Origin of the sequence: Streptomyces sp. SM11 (assembly GCF_002910905.1) — a bacterium.
In the GTDB taxonomy this organism is placed as follows: Bacteria; Actinomycetota; Actinomycetes; order Streptomycetales; family Streptomycetaceae; genus Streptomyces.
Genome location: NZ_NEUE01000252.1, coordinates 49,282 through 68,021, shown reverse-complemented (window position 1 = coordinate 68,021; position 18,740 = coordinate 49,282). Strand labels below are relative to the sequence as shown.

Here is an 18,740-nt window from a genome sequence, read left to right as displayed (position 1 = left end):
CGACGGTAGAAGGCACCACTGACAATGAGGGCGGTGCGGGACCGGCGACAGCGACCACCCCCGTGAGCCGCTGCCGCCGTGTACCCGGTTCCCGTGTTCCGGCGATCCCCCGTCGCCCCCCGACGCACCGGAACACATTCGGACGATAGAACGCAGGGTGGAGAGACGGGAGATTCAATGCGCCCAGTGGCGCGGCCGCGGGGGTATCGGTCCGCACAGTCAGACATGCGGGGCGGTCCACCGGCGCTATGGCCGTGTCCAGGGCGGGAACGGGGAAACAGGTGCGAGCACGGGAGCGTGCGGATGACCTTCTGCGGATGCACCGGCTGGCCCGCACCGGCGGAACGGCGGAGCTGCTGCGCTGGCTGGCCGGGCGGGCGGAGGGCTGGGCCGGGCTCGTCGGGCCGGACGGTACGGTGCTGCACGCGGCGGCCCGTACGACGCGGGCGGTGGCCCCCGACGTCGCGGGACTGGTCGCCGAGAGCGTGAACGCCCTGGCGGAGCGCGGGGCGCGGGCGTACTCCCTCGACACCGGCGCGCACACCGCCCTGTTGTTCCCCCTGAGCGCCGACGACCACGCCGCCCCGTTGCTCATCGTCGTCTCCCCCCGGCCGGTGGCCGCCGGGCTCGCCACGCTGCTGGCCGACGTGGTCCTGCCGCTGGCCCTGTGCCGGCAGGCCGAGACGCTGGAGCGCAAGCGCCGCCGGGTGGACCTCGCCGATTCCCGGGGGCGCGAGGCGGTGCTGCACCTGCTGATGACGGGCCAGCTCTCCATCGCCCAGCAGGTCGCGGGTGCGCTGCGCCCCCGGCTTCCCGATCCGGTACGGGTGTGTGTCGTGGAGTGCTCCGGTGACGGGCGCGAGGAGGCGGCCCTGGTCTGCGCGGACGAGGACGGCGGCCGGTCCTGGATCGTGCGGTGCCCCGTGTACGCCCGCCACCTCATCCTGGTGATGCCCGCGCAGGAGCAGGGCCGGGAGGCCGTCACGACCGACGAGGCCGTCGCCGCCAGGGTGGGCGACTGCGTCGTGGGAGTCAGCGATCCCGTGCCGCTGGCCGACACCGCGACGGGCTACCGCCAGGCCTTCCACGCCCTGGCCGTCGCCCGCGAACTGCCCACCCGGCACGCCCGGTTCGGGGTCTCGCCGGATCCCGCGTTCGTCGTCGGACCGGCCGGCCGGCGGTGGGCGAACGAGCTGCTGACCCCGCTCCTGACCCATGTGCCGCGCCGCGCGCAGGACCCCGGGAGCCAGGAGCTGGCGGCCACGGCCGCCTCCTGGCTGGCGTTCTCGTCGCACGCGACCGACCACCTCAAGGTCCACCGCAACACCCTGGCCGCCCGGCTGAAGCTCATCGGCGAACTGCTCGGCCTCGACCTGCACCGGCTGGCCGACCAGGCCGCGCTCGACCTGGCGCTGCGCGTCCGCGCCACCCCCGCCCCGGTGTGCACCGCCGAGTCCGCACCGTACGCCCCGTACGCCCCCACCGGATCCGGTACGCGAGAGGCGGCGCGGGGTCTCGACGCCATCCTGCGCCGCCCTGCCGTACGGCACTGGGCCGACCAGCAACTGGCCCCCGTGCTCGGATCCGAGGAGACGCTCCGCACCTGGCTGCGCTGCGAGGGCCGCCTCGGGCCCGCCGCCGCCGAGCTGGGCATCAGCGTGCCCGGCGCCCGCAAACGCCTCACCCGGCTCGAAACGGTCCTCCAGCGCTCGCTGCTCCGGCCCCCGAGCGCCCGCTACGACCTGTGGCTCGCGCTGCGGTCCCGGGACCTGGCGGCGGGCTAGTTGTGCTGTGACCGGGGAGGTTCACCGGGTTCGAGGGCGGTGGAGGACTGGTCGAACAGTGTGCACTGGGCGTGAGTGGATCCCGCCGTGACCATCGCGTCCGCGTCCGATGCCCCGAGCTGACAGGTGGGCCGCGCGGAGGGAGGGAACGGACGTGCCCGTGCGCCGTGCATATGCTCCCGCGCGCCTCTCCCAGGAGACGGACCGCACCCCCGACCATGGGCATGCTCGCCGGAACGATCACCGGTGAGAGGCGGCGTCGGTCTGCTTTCCGGCGCCTCGCCCCGCCGCGTCGCCGTGTATGCCGGGAATTCGCACCGGGCAGCGGCGACGAGGCCCTATGAGAGGACCGTGTTGGCCACATCCCTGCGCACACGCCTGACCCGCATCGCCACGCTCGGTACCACACTCCTCTCCGCCGTGGCGGCCGTCCCGCTCGCGGCCACCCCCGCCGCCGCCGCGAACCCGATCTGCCTGAGCGGCAAGCTCCTCTACGACTACCAGGCCGCCGAGGAGGGCCCGTCCAAGCCCACCCGGACCAAGCCCGTCCGCAACGCCAACATCCAGCTGTGGGGCCGTGAGAAGGCCACCGACCCCGAGCGCCGGCTCAACAGCACGACCTGGGACTACACCTCGGTCTACGACGGCTCCTTCAACCTCTGCCACACCCCCGTCACCACGACCACGATGAGCAGCATGTGGGTGCGGTTCGACGCCGAGAGCACCCGGCTGTGGAAAGTCGCGGACGCCGACGGCACCACGTACACCATGGACTCGCCGGTGCAGCAGAACATCTCCGCGAGCACCTCCGTCGGTGACCTGAAGCCCTCGACGCAGACCTCGCGGGCCTGGCACGCCTTCGACACCCTCAACCTGCTGTGGTGGGGCCGCGAGAACCCGGTCAGCGATTGCTGGAGCGCTCACGAGCCGGACAACTGGGCCTGCACCGAGCTCACCGTCAAGTGGTACCCCGGCTCGACCGACGGGCCGCGCTACGGCCTCGACAACACCGTCTACCTCCCCGACGCCGACCCCGACTCCGAGCACGTCGTCCTGCACGAGGGCGGCCACTTCCTGATGCACCGTCTCTACAACGGCGCCATGCCGCCCAACAGCGTCTGCTACCCGAACATCATCTGGCAGGCCAGCTCCCGGCCCTGCGCGTGGGTCGAGGGCTTCGCCAACGCCACCGCCTCCTACCTGCTGGGCGACAACCGCTACGTCTGGGCGAACGGGAGCAGCAGCGAGTACGTCTACGGCGGCGGCTGGGACACCGGGGACCAGGTACCCGGAAACGTGGCCGGTTCGCTGCTCGACCTCTGGCGGGAGGTCGACGGCGGATGGCAGGGCACCATCAAGGCGTTGACCGCCAACACCCCGGCCACCTTCGCCGAGTACTACAAGAACGTCCGCCCCGCCGCCAACCCGCCGCTCGCCACCACCGGCACGGCGCTCGACAAGACAGCCCAGCACACCGTCCACTACGCCGTGACGGTCGTCGGCGACGGCAAGTACCACGGCCTGACCAACGGCAACAACCTCGCACTGCAGCGAGCGGACCCGTGCTGGGTGGGAAGCACCAGCAGGACGGACCTGCGCTCTTACGACACCTCCGTCCCTGAGCAGCGCTGGAAGCTGGACGCCAACGCGGACGGCACGGTGCGGATCACCGACGGCTGCCCCACCCCGAGGGCCCTCACGTCCTACGGGCAGTACAACTCGATCGGCGCCCAGACGATCGACCCCGCGGACCCGAAGCAGAAGTGGACGCTCACCCAGAACGACAGCGGCACCCTGACCTTCACCTGCCAGGCGACCGGCCGCGTCCTCACCACCACGAGCAGCCAGGCGGGCGCCGAGACCACCGTCAGTCAGGCGAGCAGCACCGACAAGACCCAGCGCTGGGCCGTCCTCCCCTAGACGGACACGACGGACCCAAAGCCACCGCCCCCACCCGGGCCGCGCGGTGGCCCTCATCCGCCCGTCGCCGGTCCGAGAGGGCCGGCGACGGGCGAGCGACCCCGAAGGGTTCGCGGCGACGGGCGACGCCGAAATCCTGCTGCACACCTGCGACATCACGCAGGGACTGTCCGTGAGCAGCACGACCGGACTGATCGAGCTGACCCCGGCGAACGTTCCCGGGCACAGCACCAGGAGCCGTCGTCGGAGTGCGGTCGCGGCGGCCGCCCGTCAATCACCGCAGCACCACGAGCCGTGCCGCCGCCCCTGCGCCACCTCGCACCCGAGCGGGGTCAGGGCGTGCACCACTTCGCTGCCCCTGCGCGTACTGGTGATGAGCCGCGTGTTGCGCAGCACCGACGCGTGCTTGCTCGCGGTCCCGATCGACACACCGATCCGCAGGGCCAGTTCGCCCGTCGAGCACGGTGAGGCCAGCGCGTGCAACGCCATGGCCCGGGTCCGCCCCAGCAGTTCGGCCAGGCCGTCGAGCGTGTCCGCGCAGCCGGAGGGGCGGCTCGCCGGGTAGACCAGGACCGGCGGGAGGTCGGGGTCGATGAGGGTGACGGGGCGCCCCGTGCAGAAGAAGGACGGGACGAGGGAGATACCGCGCCCGCGCAGGTGGAGGTCGCCGCTTCGCGGATAGTCGGCGACCAGCGTCGGCGGTTCCCAGCGGATCGAGGGCGACAGAGTGCTCAGCAACCGTTCGGCTCCCCCTTCCAGCACGGTCCGGCTGTGGTGCGCGCGGTCGGTGTGCACCACATCGTCGATGAGGTGTATGTGTGGGGCCAGGAGTTCACGGAAGTACGTGACGACGGCGCCGTCCAGCTCCTGCCGGGCCGTGCGGTCGCCGTCCGCGAGCTGCCGGAGCCATGCGGACGGCGTGGGCTGCCGGCAGCATGCGGCGAGCTCGGCACGGAGGCGGTCCACGGGTGTGGCCAGCATGAGGTCACGGGAGCCCTCCATCCCGCCCCTGTGGGACGGAGGGGTGAGGAAGTCCGGGAAGTTCCCCCGGGCCGGAACCAGTGTGGTGAGGAGCCGGATCGGACCTCTGAGGTCGCTCCTGGCGAGCCGCTCCCGTACGTGCCGCAGCCACGGCGCGTAGGCGGAGGCGGTCTGCCGGGCTTGCAGCACATGCAGGCTGTTGACCAGTTCCCACATGGGGTCAGGGCTCGGGGCCACCGTGATGCGCGTCAGGTCGTCTGGCGTGAAATGGATACGGAGTGCCATATATCCCCCGGAATGAACGTATCCGTTTTCCCTGTGCCGAAAACTCTTGGACCCGTCTTCACTGGCCTCCCCATCATCGGAGCAGCTCCTAAACGAGCGATGAACGACCGCAAGACCGACCAGAAGGGGGAAAACGCGCATGCGTCAGATTCGGAGCACCATCACCAGGACAGCGATGGCGGCCACCGCGCTCGCCACCGGCGCCGTACTCACGTTGGGCGGATCGGCCAACGCGGCGGAGGCGGCGGGCACGATCTACGGCTGCCCGTCCGGCTACGCCTGTGTGTACCCGAACGCGAGCTGGAACGGCGGCAAGCCGAGCCTCAAGTTCTACAAGTACGGGACCCACAAGATCTACAACCAGTTCGGCAAGAAGCGGTTCTTCAACAACCAGACCGGCGGCGCCAAGGCGTACCTGTGCAAGGGGTCCAACGGCACCAACTGCACGGTGAGCCAGCGGGCCGGCACGTACTACGACTACGACTTCACGCCGATCAACACCGTGAAGCTCACCAAGTGACGGAGTCGTACCTTCCGTGAGTGGCCTCCTGGCGTGGTGATCACGCCAGGAGGCCTACGGGGTCGTGGCTCATGGCGATGCGCGGATCAGCCCGTCCAGCCAAGGAACGCCGACCAGGCGTCGGGGGCGACGGCGAAGGCGGGCCCGTCGGGGACCTTGGAGTCGCGGACGTGGACGGCGTGGGGGCAGGTGGCCACCTCGATGCACTCGCCGCCGCTGCCGCTGCTGTACGAGGACTTGTGCCAGTCGAAGGCGACCTCGATGCACTCGCCGCCGCTTTCGCTGCTGTAGCTCGACGTGAACCATCGGAGGGTGCTGCTCATTCCACTACTCCTGCCAACCGCTTGATGAGGTCCAGCGATTCACGAGGACCCAGGGCCTGTGACCGGATCTTCGCATAGCGCTGAGCGTAGATGCTCACCTTTGCGGGGTCGCTGATCAGCAGGCTCTCGTCCTGCGGCTCCAGATAGACGAGATGCTCGTGCGCCGGGGTCTCCAGCAGGCTCATCGAGCCGCGACCACCGTCATACTCCCCGTACTTACCGGCGTCCAGGGGCAGCACCAGCAGTGTGACATTGCGGCGGCGCGCGCACTCCACGAGATGCAGCAACTGCTCCCGCATGACCTCCTCCCCGCCGATGACCCGGTGCAGGACGGACTCGTCGATGATGATCTCGATCATCGGGAGCGGGTCGCGGCCGAAGAGGGCCGTGCGCTCCATCCGCAGTTGCACCAGCTCTTCCACGCGCTCGTCGGAGAGCGGCGGGTATCCGCCACCGATCAGCGCCCGCGCGTAGGCCTCCGTCTGGAAGAGCCCGTGGATGACGTTCGAGGCGAACAGCTGGAGGCTGAGCGCCGCCTGCTCCAGCAGCGCGTAGTCCTGGAACTGCTCCGGCAGCCGCTCCATCCGCATGTACCGCCGGGCTGTCATGAAGATGCCGGTCCCGTTGCCCAGGACCCGTGCCAGCTCGACCAGCATCGCGTCGCTCGCGGGCTGGGCGCAGGTCTCCATGGCGCTCACCGCCGCCGCCGAACAGCCGAGCTCCTGGCCCTCCTGTTCCTGTGTCCACCCTCGCTGGACACGCATCGTGCGTGCCACTTCGGCCACCATGCGCGCCGTCGGGCTAGCGGATTCCTTGTTCTCAGCACTCGCCATCACGCGATCTCTTTCCGACTCAACCGAACTCAACCGGTCACTACTCCCAGCCGCTGAACTCAACTCCACTACAGCGAAGTTCGCGCAGGTCAACGGCTGTGCGACGCACCTCGGCAGGTAGGGAGAACGCTAGGTGATCGGGGTCACAATCGTCCCGTGAACGCACTTAATGGTGGACTGAGGGCCGAGTGGATTCCGGGCTCCGGATTTCATCTCCGCAAGGCGGGCGTGCAATTCGACGCCGTCCGTGTGGACGGCGACGACGGGCGGCGGCTGGCCGATCTGATGGAGGAGTTGGTCGGCGGCGAACCGGGGCCCGTCGTCACCGAGTCGAACGGGCGGCGCGGGGTGTACTTCCTCGTCCCGGCGGGGTCGACGGCCGGGCGGCCGTGGCCGCGTGAGGTGACGACCTTCAACGCGGCGACGGGCCGGATCAGTTACGTACCCGTCCCGGCGCTCGGAGGCGATACCTGGCCGTTGATGTGGCGGTACCCGCCTACGCGCGCCGGACGGTTCGTGCACACGCTGATCCTTTTCAACGCGGCTTGCGCGTTACTGCGTTGAGCGGCCCAGGTACGTCACGGGCCCGGGGTCCGGAACCGGGATCTCGTGGAAGCCGACGCGGTCGTAGAAGGCGCGGGCCCGGGTGTTGGCGGTGAGCATGCTCAAGTGGACGGCCTTGACGTCCTGTTCGCGCAGGGCTCCGAGGAAGGCCTCCATCAGCCGCCGCCCGTGGCCCGACCGCTGGTGGCTCGGGAGGAGGTCGATGTGCAGGTGGGCCGGATAGTCGGCCAGCTCCGGCAGGAGCATGCGCTCCGGGTCGTGCATCAGGGCGGTCATCGCCTCGGCGAGGGTGGCCGGTTCCCGTACGGGGGACGGGTGGCACTCGGCGAGGCCGGGGAGCCATTCGGCGCGGTAGCGGTCGACGAAGGACGCGGTGTCCGCCGTACCGAGGATGTAGCCGACCGCGCGCCCGCCGTCCTCCACCACGAAGGCCAGGCCGGGTTCGAGGACGGCGTAGGGCGCCGCGAAGATGTTCGGCAGCAGGTCGGGGTCCGGGTAGAGGTGGCGAGCGTCCTCGCCCGCGTGCCCGGTGCGTACGCAGATGTCGAAGAGGGCCTCGCGGTCCTCGGGGCGGTACGGGCGCAACACGGGCGGGGGAGGAGTCATGCGGAGATCCTTCAGGTGCGGGAGCGCTCCCGCAAGGGCTTCCCCCTCGGTTTCCCGCCGCCGGTCTCCGCCTCCTTGGCGGCAGGCGGGCTTGACACTAAAGTGCATGATCGTGCAACCTTCTGGTCATCCGTCAACTTCTGCCACCCTGCCGGGACGCCCGGGTGCCCGCACACACTTGACAGTTTTTAGATGCACATGCAAGATTAATTCTGCGAGCCAAGCTTTCGGCGGCGCCTTGCGGGAAACATTTTCTTGCATGTGCAGGCAAATGAATGGTACGAGGTAACTCGGGAGACGAACCGCTGATGGGTACACACGAAAGCGAACTTATGGGCTACGCCCACGAAGCGATCCGGCTCAGCGGTGAGCACGTCGCGCAGGGTGGCATCCCCTTCTCCGGCGTGGTCGTGGGCGGCGGACGGATCCTGGGGACCGGCTTCAACCGGGTCCGCGAGGACAGCGACCCGACCGCCCACGCCGAGGTCGTCGCCCTCCGGGAGGCCACCGCCAAGCACGGGATCCGCTCCGTGGCGGGGGCCACCCTGATCGCCTCCGGTGAACCCTGCGCCCTGTGCTACCTGACAGCGCGGTACGCCGGCATCGGCCACATCGCGCACGCCGCCGACCGCGGGACCGCCGCCCGGTACGGCTTCGACTACACGAGCACGTACACCCTCTTCGCCGAGGACCCGGCGGACTGGCCCATCAAGGTCACGGCGCTCCAACTCCCTGAAGCCGAACGGCCGTTCCGGGACTTCCTCGCCCTGAGCCGAGCCGCGCGATGACGCTCTGATTCCTCCTTACTCCCTCTCGTTCCACCACACGGAAGGACTTGCCATGCACTGGCTCTACCTCGCCATCGCCGTCGCCTTCGAGGTCTTGGTCGCCATCGCCGCCGGAAAGGCCGAGGGATTCAAGAACCGCAAGTGGACCGGCATCACCCTGGCCAGCGGGGCCGCCGCGACCTTCTTCCTCAGCAAGGCGCTGCTGACCTTCGACGTCGGCGTCGGCTACGCCCTGTGGACCTCGGTCGCGGGCGTCGGTATCACCGTCCTCGGCGCTCTGTTCTTCGGCCAGCGTCTGAACGTGAACAAGGCGATCGGCATCCTCCTCGTCATCGGCGGCGTCGTCGGCCTGCAACTGAGCGGTTCCGCCTGAGCCCGGAGCACGTCTCCCGGCCTCGCACGCAGCGCACCCCCTCCGCCGAAACCCCTGGCGACACTCCTGACGACACCCCTGGCGACACCCCTGACGACGCTTCTGAGAGAGGACTCACCTCCCATGTCCAACGCAGCCAAGAGCTCCACCAACGCCTGGCTCTCGCTCCTCCTCGCCGGAGGTTTCGAGATCGGGTACGCGCTCGCCGTCGGCGGCAGCGAGGGCTTCACCGTCCTGACCTGGTCCCTGGTCGCGGTGGTGTTCTTCCTGCTGACGCTCTACGCACTGAGCCTCGCCCTCCGCACGATCGACGTGAGCATCGGCTATGCCGTCTGGGCGGGTATCGGCGCGGTCGGCGCCGCGGTTCTCGGCCCGCTCTTCTTCGACGAGAACCTCACCCCGGCCAAGGGCATCTGGCTGGCGGTCATCATCGTCGGGGTCATCTGGCTCAAGCTCGCCGACCGTACGAAGCCCGCGGCCGCGGCCGTCGGGACCCAGGAGTCCGGGCAGCTCGCGGACCGTCCCAGCGCGGTTGGGGTCTGACGTCCTTCCGATGTCCTTCCGGACCGTCCTTCCCTACGACAGTACGCCCCAGGCACCTGCTGCCCTTCCGACAAGGGCAGCAGGTGCCTGGGGTCTGTGGACGAAGCCGGAGGGGTCGGAGGGGCGGTCGGCGAAGGCGGTGCCGCGGCCGCGGGACACGTCGGCGGCCCGGGTGGCGTCGTCGACGAAGAGGGCCTGGGCGGGGCGGGCAGGACAGTCGGGCGAGCTGGGCGAGTTGTTCGGTCAGGCCGAGCTGTTCGGTCAGGGCGAGTTGGGCGGCTTGGGCTGTTCGGGCCGTCCGGGCGTCAGTGCGACGCCGCGGGCGGGGGTCGCGTCGGCGCGGATGATCACCGACGGGACCGCGATGCCCGGGAGGAGAAGATTCCACATCTGCCGCGTGCGCTCGGGAAGGTCCTTGCGGCCGCTGACGACGTTGGAGTACATCTGCATCCCCGTACAGGCGGCGACCACGAACTCCGCGACCACGGTCGGATCGATGCCCGGCTGCAGTTCACCCTCGTCCCGCGCCTCGTGCAGACACCCGGTCATGATCTCGCGGAAGTTCTCGTACGGGTCGGCGTTCAGGGAGCTGCCCATGGCGGCCTGCTCGTTCGTCAGCCGTACGCCGGCCCGGAGCAGCGGGTCGCGCTGGAGCTGCCACGACCACACGAGGGTGAGGTCGATGAGCCGCTGCAGACCGCTGGCGTCAAGCAGCGGGACGAGGGTCTCCGGCTGGCTGTTCATCACCGCCTTGGCCAGGTCCTCCTTCGAGCCGAAGTGGAAGTAGAGCGCCCCTGCCGTCACGCCGGCACGCTTGAAGATGCGGGTGATGCTGGCCCCCGCATAACCGAACTCGTCAAAGACCTCTGCGGCTGCGTGCAGGAGAACGCGGCGGGTCTGTTCCGCCCGTTCTTGCTTCAGTTGCGCCATACCTCTCACCTTCTCAAAAAAGAACGCTCCTTACGTTACCTGAGTAGATTGAAATGCCACGCTCTCTTGGCTCAGGAAAACAGAGGGATCGTTCTTTTTGAGTCGGTGCGCGGAGCCGCATGCGCGCACCGCTGTGCAGTCGCCGGTGCACCAGTCGCCGGTGCACCAGTGGCGGGTGCGCCAGTGGCAGGTGTGCAGGCTTCGGGGTGAAGGTGTCAGGCCGCGCTGCGCAGCGCTTGCACCGCCCGGGCGAGCTGGTCGTCGGCGCTCGCGGTGTTGAGGGCCGAGCTGAGGACGTCGGCGTACGTGGCGCGGGCATCCTGATAGTGCTTGCGGCCTTCGTCGGTGATGACGGCGAAGACGCCGCGCTTGTCGTCGGCGCAGTTGTCCTTGTAGGCGTAGCCGGCGCTGTCCAGGCGTCCCACCAGGCGGGTGACCGAGCTCTGGCCCAGGCCGATGTGGTCTGCGAGCTCCTGCATGCGGCATTCACCCTTCTCCGCCTGGGTGAGAGCCTCCAGGGCCCGGTACTCGGACAGGCCGACGCCGTAGCGGCGCTGCAGGGCGTGCGCGAGCTGACGCTCCACGAAGGCGTGCAGGCCGAGGACGGCCTCCCACATGGCCTGATCGGAGGCGGCGCGTGGCTGCTCCTGGATCGTCATGGAACGGCTCCCCTTCTCGACTGCGATGAACAACAAGATACATGCCCATGCAATCATCTGGGGAGTGCGGATGCCCGCGAAGAGGGCTCCGGCTGCTATATATTTGTATAGGCAAGCAATGGGTCAGTGCGTCATGCCCTCCAGGGCGCTACAGGCGTAGGCGGCCGAGACGAGCGTCATGTGCCGGTGCCAGCCGGGGAAGGAGCGGCCCTCGAAGTCGAGGAGGCCGAAGTCCTCGCCCATGCGACGGGTCGCGTCCTGTGCGCCCTGGAGTGAGCGGGTCAGCTCCAGCAGTTCGGCCGGGCGGCGGTCGGTGATGTTCGTCAGCCAGATCCGGCCCGGGCGTCCGCCGGCCGTGTCCCACTCGGCCATCAGCCGGCCCGCCCCGTGACCGCGCTCGCCGTCCGGGCGCAGCCCGTGCACCGGCGTGTCGCACGAGACGACCTGCCGGCCCGGTCCCGCCGGGTGCCGTACGCCCCGGCGCAGCAGCAGGCCGCGCGCGGACTCCCTGTCACCGGGCGGCAGTTCAGGACCCGCGAGAGCGGTCTGGCCCGGGATGGCGAGGACGAAGGCGTGCCCGCTGCCGTGCAGCCGCTGCGCCAGTGGCGCGACGTCGCACAGGGATGTCAGGTCGGCCACCACGGGCGCCGTCCGCCCGTTCGACCATGACGTCATCTCCCGTACCAGGCACAGGGCGTGCTCCCACAGTGGCTGGGCCGTGGTCGTCGCGGGGATCTTCGCCCGGTCGCGTACCGCCTCGTCGCGGGTGAACCGGGGAGGCAGGAAGAGCCGCCAGTCGACAGGCACGTGCGTCCGCCCGGCGTCCAGGAACAGGCCGAGGCCCAGCTGGCAGTTGACCGTGCGCCCGGCATCCGGCAGGAAGCGCCGGTGCACCCCGGCCGAGCAGTTGCCGCGCTTGGGCAGCACCGCCGGTGCCAGGGTCCAGGCCCGCACCGGCAGCGACCGGGCGGCCCAGCGGGCCAGCTCGCCGCGGGCCGGGGCCCACTCCCAGGGGCTGGCGCTGACGAATTGGTGCAGCGACGCCGACGCCGCCTCCGAGCCGGTCACCACGGCCGCCATCCGGCGCACGGTCTTCTTCCCGTGTGTCCGCAGGAGTCCTTGCAGGTACACATGGCCCCAACGCTGCTGGTCGGAGCGGTGTAAGTGGCCGAACAGAAGCCGGGACAGATCGCCCGGCGGCCGGGTCGTCGCCATGTCGGGCATCTCGTACGTCGTCGTCACTGCGGGTCCCTCCCAGGCAAGCGTCGCTGAGCAGACTAGCAAACATAGAGAATGTTCGTTATTTTTCTTTCGGGGCGCGACTACTGGCCGAGGCCCAAGGAGAAGGCGCATGCAGGAACGGGCGGCGAAGGCAGGGCGGGCAGGGAGGGCCGAGCGGGTTTGACGGGGCGCGGGGCGGAACCTGCCTGAAGTCGGGTCCCGGTCCATCCCGGCCCATCCCGGCCTCGACTGTGCTCGGGCGGTCCGTAGGGCGTGTGGCTCGGGCGGTCCGCAGGACGGTGTGGCTCAGGCGGTCCGCAGCGCCCGCGCCACCGCGCCCGCCACCTCGTCCAGGACCCGCGCGTTCAGGCCCGCCGTCAGCCGGCTGCGGACCCAGGCTGCCCCGGCCCGGACCCGCGGCCAGGCCTGGTAAGCGATTCCGCCGGGACCCTGGTGGCCGAACGCGCCGGAGCGGACGGCCGGGTGGAGGCACTCGTCGACGAGCTGGAGGCCGCCCTCGCCGTACGCGCTGATCCCGCCGAGCAGCGGATCCAGGCCCTCGACCCAGAAGCTCCGAGCCCGGTCGAGCGTGCGGCGTGACAACAGCAGCGGCTCCTCGCCCGGGGCCCGTACGGCATCCGCGGCCAGGACGCCCTGGAGCCGGGCGAGGCCGCGGGCGGACGCGTACGCCCCCAGCGAGGGGATGATCGCGTAGCGCCGCCGGCTCTCGCTCCACACCCCGGACTCCGCGGGGAACGGGGACGGGTTGTTCCACACCCGCCCGAAGAGACCGGCCCCGCCGTCGTCCGCCCCGCTGTCCAGTGCCGCGAAACAGGCGCGGAAGTCCGCGTCGTACGAGATACGGGCTGCCTGCGGCAGTTGGTCGGGTACGAGGCCGAAGTGGACGTCGAGACCCAGCGGGCCCGCGATCTCCTCCAGGAAGAACAGATCGAGATCGCGCCCGTCGACCCGGCGGATCACCTCGGCGGCGATCCACCCGGCGGTCCACGGCCCGTGCAGCACGCCACCGGCCCGGGGGTCCTCCTCCAGGCTGTGCAGTTCGAGCAGCGCGGCCATCGTGCGCGGGTTCTCGATGTCCCGCTGGTCGAGTTCGGCCGCCATGCCGGGGAGGCGGGCGGTGAACGTGAGCACGTCCCGCAGCGTCACCGCGCCCTTGCCGCGGACCGCGAACTCCGGCCAGTAGTCGGCGACGGGCCGGTCCAGTTCGAGCGCGCCCATGTCGGCGAGCAGCAGGACCGCCGTGGCCAGGATTCCGTGGGAACCCGTCAGCAGCGGCTCCAGGGTGTCGCCGGTCCACCGTGCCCCGGTGACCGGATCGGCGGTGCCGTGCCACAGGTCGACGACCAGTTCACCGTCCTGTACGACCGCCAGCGCGGCTCCCTGGGAGCCGGGCGGGCCCGCTTCTCCGCAGGCCCGTTCGAAGGAGTGACGCACGGAGGCGAATCCGGGCGCGGTGATTCCGTGCACATCGGCCGTCGCCGCCCGCGGCCGTGGCCGTGGCCGGGGGAGGACCTGCCGTACCAGAGAGGTCGTCATGTCAGAACTCCAGAAGAGTTGGAGAGTCAGTTGCAGCGGTGTGCGGTGTGCGGTGTGCGGTGTGCGGTGTGCGTGATGCGGTGCGTGGCGTGTGGCGTGTGGTGCGGTGGGAGCCGGACCGGCTCACATCTCGGGGGCGCCCGCCGGACAGGGGAGGAACTCCAGGTCGGTCAGGTCCTGTTCGGTCAGGCGAATCCGGTCGCCGCCGAGGTTCTCCGCGAGGTGGTACGAAGCCCTGGTGCCGGGCAGCGGCACCACGTGATCGCCGAGCCGGAGCAGCCATGCCAGGGCGACCTGCGCGGGTGTGGCCTCGTGCCGGGCGGCCACCTGGGCGACGGCCCGTGTGAGAGCGAAGCTGTGCCGGATGGCGCGCGGAGCGAAGCGGGGCCGGGTGCGCCGCCAGTCGTCCGGCATCAGGTCGTCGGAGCTGGACAACGCACCGGTCAGCAGCCCGCGGCTGAGCGGGGCGCCCGCCAGCAGTGCGATCCGGCGCCCCACCGCGTACGGCACGACATCGTCGAGACCGCAGCGCGTGAACAGCGACACCTCGGCGGCCATCGCCGCCGCCTCGTGCACGGCTTCGGCTTCGCGGGCCTCCTGTTCGGTGACGACGGGCAGCCCCAGCATGCGGATCTTTCCCGCCCAGACCTGCTCGGCCAGCGCACCCCAGCTCTCCTCCAGTGGCACGCCGGGATCGACGCGGCGCAGCAGATAGAGGTCGATGTGGTCCACGTGCAGCCGTCGCAGACTCTCGTCGACCGCGTCCCTCAGCGCCTGCGGACCGCCCGCGGGCCGCAGCACACCGTCCGCGTCACCGAGCAGTCCGCCGCCGGTGCACAGCACGACCTCGTCCCGGCGCCCGCGGATGGCCTCACCGATCAGCCGCTCGTTGTCGCCGGCCGCGTAGGCACCGGCCGTCTCGACGAGATTGACCCCGAGGTCCACCGCCTCCTGGACCAGCGATACGGCCTTGGTCCTGTCCTCCAGGCCTGGGGCGCAACGGTACGAGAGGCCCATGGCCCCCAGCCCCAGCCGGCCGACGACCGGCCCGTCCCTGCCCAGTGTTGTGGTCCGCATCCTGCGGGAACTCCCTTCTCCACAGCGGAAAGCGACCACTTCATGGCAGCAGCCCGGGACGTCGAAGCCCAGGAACCCGTTGCTACTTGCCGACCTCGGACGACTTCGGCATGTTCACCACGCCCGGAGCCTGTCCTTCATGGCGCACGGTCAGGGAGCCGAAGCCGTCCCGTCCGGTACGCCGGGATGCCGGGATGCCGGGGAGCGGGGGAGCGGGGCGGCGGCCCCGGAGGAGGGGCGGCCGTCCGATCGTTCGGATCGTTCGGATCAGTCGGATCAGTCGGACCTGGTGTAGATCAGGCTCTCGCCGGTCCCGGCCGCGGACCGGCGCAGGCTGCCGTCCGGGAGCAGGGTCAGCTCGGTGGGCTTCCCGGGCGCGCAGGAGGAGGCCGGGCGGCCGACGGACACCGTGGAGGGGCCGATGCGGACCGGGCCGTCCCCGGCGGGGCGGCCGGAGAGGGGGGCGGTGAACTCGCAGTGGTACGTGGAACCGGAGGCGAGGGGGCCTTCGGCGATGAGGACGAGGACCTGGTCGCCCACGTCCCCCTGTCGGATGGTCAATGTCCTGGAGGACGGGCCCTGTTCGCCGGGTATGGAGCCGGACCAGGTCCCCAGGAGGTCCTCGGGGACGGCTCCCTCGCCGCCCTGCTGCCCGTCGCCGGAGCCGCCGGAGCCGCCGGAGTCATCGGAGTCCCCGGAGTCGCCGGAGTCATCGGAGTCCCCGGAGCCCGACGGGCCGGGAGAGGCGGTCTTCCTCGTGCCGTCGTCGTTCATGAACGCGTACACCGATCCGCCCGCCCCGATCGCCACGACCACGGCGACGGCGATGAGCGCGGCGGTGGCCCCGACGGAGCGGCGCTCCCGGGCGGGCGGGGTCGGCGTGGGCGCGAAGTGAGCCGGGGGGAGCGGCTGTTCGGCGGTGCGACTGTAGGGCGGGTGGGGCGGCGAGTACGGGTGGTGCTGTGCGTACGGGTGGGGCGGCGGGGCGGTCTCCGTTTCGGCGGCCGGGGTGACCGGGGCCGCCGGCGAAATCGGGGCGGGGACCGGCGGTATGGGGCTGTGTTGGGCGGCGGGCGCGCTCCGCGGGGCCCGCGGGTCTTGTGGGGCATGCAGGGACCGCGGGTCCTCCGGGTCCTCAGCGTCGAGCAATTCCACGGCGTGGCGGCCGAGTCGGGCGATGAGAGTGCCGGGCAGCCAGGGTTCTTCCGTCTCCGCGTCGCCCAGACGGGCCAGGATCTCGCCGGTGCCGGGGCGGTCCGCCGGGTCCTTCGCCAGACAGTCCCGGAGGACGCCGGCCAGCTCCTCCGGAACGCCGGTCAGGTCCGGGTCCTCCTGGGCGATCCGGAACATCAGGGCATGGACCCCGCCGCTCTCCGCCGTACCGAACGGCAGCCGGCCCGACGCCGCGTACGCGAGGACGGCGCCTAGGCAGAACACGTCGCACGCGGTGGTCACGCGCTCGCCGCGGACCTGTTCCGGGGCCATGAAGCCGGGTGAGCCGACCAGGGCGCCGGTACGGGTCAGGTCGCCGTCGGGCACGGACTCCAGGGCGCGCGCGATACCGAAGTCGATGACCCGGGGGCCGTCGATGGTCAGCAGGACGTTGGAGGGCTTCAGGTCCCGGTGGATGAGCCCGGCTCCGTGGATGTGCTGGAGGGCGTGGGCGAGCCCGGACCCCAGGAACCGTACGGAACGCGACGGCAGCGGCCCGTACGCCCCCGAGGCCGCGACCGGGGCGCCGGGGCGGCCCGAGACGATGCGCTGGAGGGAGGGCCCGGCGACGTAACCGGTGGCGACCCAGGGGGCGGGGGCCTCGGTGTCGGAGTCCAGCAACGGTGCGGTCCACGCGCCGCCCACCCGGTGCGCGGCGCGGACCTCCTGGCGGAAACGGGCGCGGAACTCGGGCTGCTCGGCGAGCTCGCGGCGGACGAGCTTGAGGGCGACGGTGCGGCCGCGGTCGGAGCGGGCGAGGAAGACCTGGCCCATGCCGCCCTCGCCGAGGCGGCCGAGAAGGCGGTACGCACCGATGCGGTGCGGGTCGTCGGGCCCGAGCTTGTCCATGGTGCGCTTCCTCCCCGTGCGGCCCGCACGAGGATAGCGCCGCGCCCCGACGCCCGCCCCGCCCCGGCCCCCTCCGCCCGGAGTCCGCATGTGCCGACGCCCGTTCCGCTTGATTTGGACGACCGTCCAGGTCTATCGTCCAATACGGGCAAACCACTGCGACCTCGGAGGTCCTGATGGAACATTCCCTGTTGACGACGCTGACCGGAGCTTTCCTGGTCTGGGAGGCACTCCTGCTGATCCCCATGGTCCCGGGGAAGCTGGTCGACACGAGGGACTTCTCGCCGCTCCCCCGCTGGCAGTACAACGGGTTCAACGCCTACCTCACGTCCCTCGGGCTGGCCAGCTTCGTGGTGGCCGGGTTCGCCATGGCGGGCCAGGACTGGGTGTTCGTGGCGGCCCTGGTTCTGAGCCTGGGTTATGCCGCGGTCTTCGCGGCGGACCTCGGTGCGGTCTTCCCGGTCGTGCCCGACCGGCTTCCGGTGCAACTGCTGGTGCTGGAAGTCATCGCGCTGGCCTCGGCCGGCGTGGGCGCAGTGATCGCGATCCAGGGGATGCGTCTGTGAACGACACCTGTGTGAACAGCGCCTCTCCTTCCGGCGCGAGCACACGCGAGAAGATCATCGAGGCTGCGGCCTCCCTCATCCCGGAAGTGGGCTGGGGCGGTGTGACCAGCAGGCGGGTCGCGGAACGCGCGGGCGTGAACCCCGGCGTGATCCATTACCACGTGGGAAGCATCGGCGAACTCCGGCGCATCGCCGCAGTGGGCAGGATCCGGATGTTCTTCCTCGACCGGATCGGCGACGCCCTGACACAAGAAGATCCGTCATCGGCCGTCGAAACGATTCTCCGCTCACTGTGCTCCGGTGACTCGCACGACCCGGAACTGCTCCTGCTGTACGAAACCCTTGTCGCGGCAAACCGGGACGACCAGCTGCGTACCGAGATCGCCGCCTCTCTCGCCGAGCTCCGGCAGGGGTTGCACGACTGGTTCGCTGAGCGCGGAGTCACACATCCACTCGCCGCGGCGGTGACGCTCACCGCGGCGATGGACGGCTTCCTGCTCCAGCGGACGCTCGACCCGGACCTCGACCCCACCCCCCTCATCGAAGGCCTCACCGCCCTGGTCGCACGTCAGCGGGCGTAGTGCTCGCGCGCCGGGGGTGGGTGGCCGGCCCGCCGGGTCTCCGTCCTCAAGCGCCGGACCGGCTTGAATCGGCCGGCCCCGCACCGGGGGTGGCCGCTGCGGTCAGGTTCTCCACCGCCCCCGAAAGCCGCTCCAGCACGCGCACCGTCTCCGCCAGCCCCTCCGCCCCCAGCTCTCCCGCCAGCCGCGCGGCGAACTCCGCGTGGGACGGGTCGATCCGGGACACCGCGTCCCGCCCCGCCCCCGTCGGCCGCAACAGCTTCGCGCGGCGGTGGGCCGGGTTCTCCGCGTACTCCGCGAGCCCCCGCTCGACCAGCAGGTCCGCGATCCGCTGCACGCTCTGCCGGGTGATCCCCATCGCCCGGGCGATCCCCGCCACCGGCAGCGGCTCCGGCAGCACCGCTCCCAGCACCTGCCACCACGCCGCAGTGAGGCCGCCCGGCCGCGCCAGCTCGTCGGCCACCCCGAGGAACTGCCCGTTCAGCCGGAACACGGTCAACGCCGTCCTGCTCAGCAGGTCCTGCTGAACCCGGACGTCCTCCGCGGCCTCGCGATCACCGCGTCCCTC

Annotated in this window: 20 protein-coding genes; 9 read left to right on the top strand and 11 right to left on the bottom strand. The window is 70.8% G+C overall.

Translation table 11 applies throughout. From position 1 onward, the window contains the following. Window positions 1-317: 317 nt before the first annotated feature. Together B9S58_RS27315 and B9S58_RS27310 are read left to right on the top strand one after the other, a co-directional pair. Entirely contained in the window at window positions 318-1,784 is a 1,467-nt protein-coding gene (locus tag B9S58_RS27315) for a PucR family transcriptional regulator (RefSeq protein ID WP_103534682.1), read from the top strand. Between the two features lie 351 nt (window positions 1,785-2,135). Continuing rightward, window positions 2,136-3,704 (top strand): RICIN domain-containing protein, encoded by a 1,569-nt coding sequence (locus B9S58_RS27310; protein ID WP_103534681.1) that lies wholly within the window; start codon window positions 2,136-2,138, stop codon window positions 3,702-3,704. A 270-nt stretch (window positions 3,705-3,974) separates the two neighbouring features. Here B9S58_RS27310 and B9S58_RS27305 read toward each other — a convergent pair whose 3' ends face one another. Continuing rightward, entirely contained in the window at window positions 3,975-4,970 is a 996-nt protein-coding gene (locus tag B9S58_RS27305; protein WP_103534680.1) for a winged helix-turn-helix domain-containing protein, read from the bottom strand. 139 nt (window positions 4,971-5,109) lie between these two features. On the opposite strand from B9S58_RS27305, the gene B9S58_RS27300 reads away from it, so the two are divergent. Beyond that, complete coding sequence (locus B9S58_RS27300) at window positions 5,110-5,490, top strand: hypothetical protein (RefSeq protein ID WP_103534679.1); 381 nt, start codon at window positions 5,110-5,112, stop codon at window positions 5,488-5,490. An 86-nt stretch (window positions 5,491-5,576) separates the two neighbouring features. On the opposite strand, the gene B9S58_RS27295 is transcribed toward B9S58_RS27300, so the two are convergent. Together B9S58_RS27295 and B9S58_RS27290 are read right to left on the bottom strand one after the other, a co-directional pair. Next, the gene (locus B9S58_RS27295) at window positions 5,577-5,813 is read right to left on the bottom strand and encodes a DUF397 domain-containing protein (protein WP_103534678.1); all 237 of its coding nucleotides are present in this window, start codon (window positions 5,811-5,813) and stop codon (window positions 5,577-5,579) included. Continuing rightward, window positions 5,810-6,646, bottom strand: coding sequence for a helix-turn-helix transcriptional regulator (locus B9S58_RS27290; protein ID WP_103534677.1), 837 nt, complete (start codon window positions 6,644-6,646; stop codon window positions 5,810-5,812). Before B9S58_RS27290 ends, B9S58_RS27295 begins: the two co-directional genes overlap by 4 nt. A 156-nt stretch (window positions 6,647-6,802) precedes the next feature. Between B9S58_RS27290 and B9S58_RS27285 the strand changes: the two genes are divergently transcribed. Next, complete coding sequence (locus tag B9S58_RS27285) at window positions 6,803-7,210, top strand: hypothetical protein (RefSeq protein ID WP_181009479.1); 408 nt, start codon at window positions 6,803-6,805, stop codon at window positions 7,208-7,210. On the opposite strand, the gene B9S58_RS27280 is transcribed toward B9S58_RS27285, so the two are convergent. After that, on the bottom strand, window positions 7,199-7,816 hold the full coding sequence (locus tag B9S58_RS27280; protein WP_103534676.1) for a GNAT family N-acetyltransferase: 618 nt from the start codon (window positions 7,814-7,816) through the stop codon (window positions 7,199-7,201). The genes B9S58_RS27285 and B9S58_RS27280 overlap by 12 nt on opposite strands. A gap of 308 nt (window positions 7,817-8,124) precedes the next feature. Between B9S58_RS27280 and B9S58_RS27275 the strand changes: the two genes are divergently transcribed. From B9S58_RS27275 to B9S58_RS27265, 3 genes are all read left to right on the top strand, one after another. Further along, window positions 8,125-8,604, top strand: coding sequence for a nucleoside deaminase (locus B9S58_RS27275; protein ID WP_103534675.1), 480 nt, complete (start codon window positions 8,125-8,127; stop codon window positions 8,602-8,604). Window positions 8,605-8,656: 52 nt separating this feature from the next. Then, on the top strand, window positions 8,657-8,977 hold the full coding sequence (locus B9S58_RS27270; RefSeq protein WP_103534674.1) for a multidrug efflux SMR transporter: 321 nt from the start codon (window positions 8,657-8,659) through the stop codon (window positions 8,975-8,977). A 123-nt stretch (window positions 8,978-9,100) separates the two neighbouring features. Further along, entirely contained in the window at window positions 9,101-9,520 is a 420-nt protein-coding gene (locus B9S58_RS27265) for a multidrug efflux SMR transporter (RefSeq protein ID WP_103534673.1), read from the top strand. A 261-nt stretch (window positions 9,521-9,781) separates the two neighbouring features. Here the strand turns inward: B9S58_RS27265 and B9S58_RS27260 are convergent, their stop codons facing one another. The 6 genes from B9S58_RS27260 to B9S58_RS27235 form a co-directional block, all read right to left on the bottom strand. Beyond that, a complete protein-coding gene (locus B9S58_RS27260) occupies window positions 9,782-10,450 on the bottom strand; it encodes a ScbR family autoregulator-binding transcription factor (RefSeq protein ID WP_103534672.1) in 669 nt (222 codons plus the stop codon). Between the two features lie 215 nt (window positions 10,451-10,665). Then, window positions 10,666-11,109 (bottom strand): MarR family winged helix-turn-helix transcriptional regulator, encoded by a 444-nt coding sequence (locus B9S58_RS27255; RefSeq protein WP_103534671.1) that lies wholly within the window; start codon window positions 11,107-11,109, stop codon window positions 10,666-10,668. Between the two features lie 123 nt (window positions 11,110-11,232). Next, window positions 11,233-12,351 (bottom strand): transposase, encoded by a 1,119-nt coding sequence (locus B9S58_RS27250; RefSeq protein WP_103534670.1) that lies wholly within the window; start codon window positions 12,349-12,351, stop codon window positions 11,233-11,235. Between the two features lie 285 nt (window positions 12,352-12,636). Further along, window positions 12,637-13,887, bottom strand: a complete 1,251-nt coding sequence (locus B9S58_RS27245; protein WP_103534669.1) for a serine hydrolase domain-containing protein — start codon at window positions 13,885-13,887, stop codon at window positions 12,637-12,639. A 123-nt stretch (window positions 13,888-14,010) separates the two neighbouring features. Next, entirely contained in the window at window positions 14,011-14,964 is a 954-nt protein-coding gene (locus B9S58_RS27240) for an aldo/keto reductase (protein ID WP_103534668.1), read from the bottom strand. Window positions 14,965-15,240: 276 nt separating this feature from the next. After that, complete coding sequence (locus B9S58_RS27235; protein WP_103534667.1) at window positions 15,241-17,025, bottom strand: serine/threonine-protein kinase; 1,785 nt, start codon at window positions 17,023-17,025, stop codon at window positions 15,241-15,243. Window positions 17,026-17,201: 176 nt separating this feature from the next. On the opposite strand from B9S58_RS27235, the gene B9S58_RS38225 reads away from it, so the two are divergent. Then, window positions 17,202-17,591, top strand: coding sequence for a hypothetical protein (locus tag B9S58_RS38225; RefSeq protein ID WP_181009478.1), 390 nt, complete (start codon window positions 17,202-17,204; stop codon window positions 17,589-17,591). Further along, window positions 17,588-18,172 (top strand): TetR/AcrR family transcriptional regulator, encoded by a 585-nt coding sequence (locus B9S58_RS38220; protein ID WP_181009477.1) that lies wholly within the window; start codon window positions 17,588-17,590, stop codon window positions 18,170-18,172. Before B9S58_RS38225 ends, B9S58_RS38220 begins: the two co-directional genes overlap by 4 nt. A gap of 46 nt (window positions 18,173-18,218) precedes the next feature. Here B9S58_RS38220 and B9S58_RS27225 read toward each other — a convergent pair whose 3' ends face one another. Beyond that, complete coding sequence (locus B9S58_RS27225) at window positions 18,219-18,689, bottom strand: MarR family winged helix-turn-helix transcriptional regulator (RefSeq protein WP_258045099.1); 471 nt, start codon at window positions 18,687-18,689, stop codon at window positions 18,219-18,221. Window positions 18,690-18,740 lie beyond the last annotated feature (51 nt).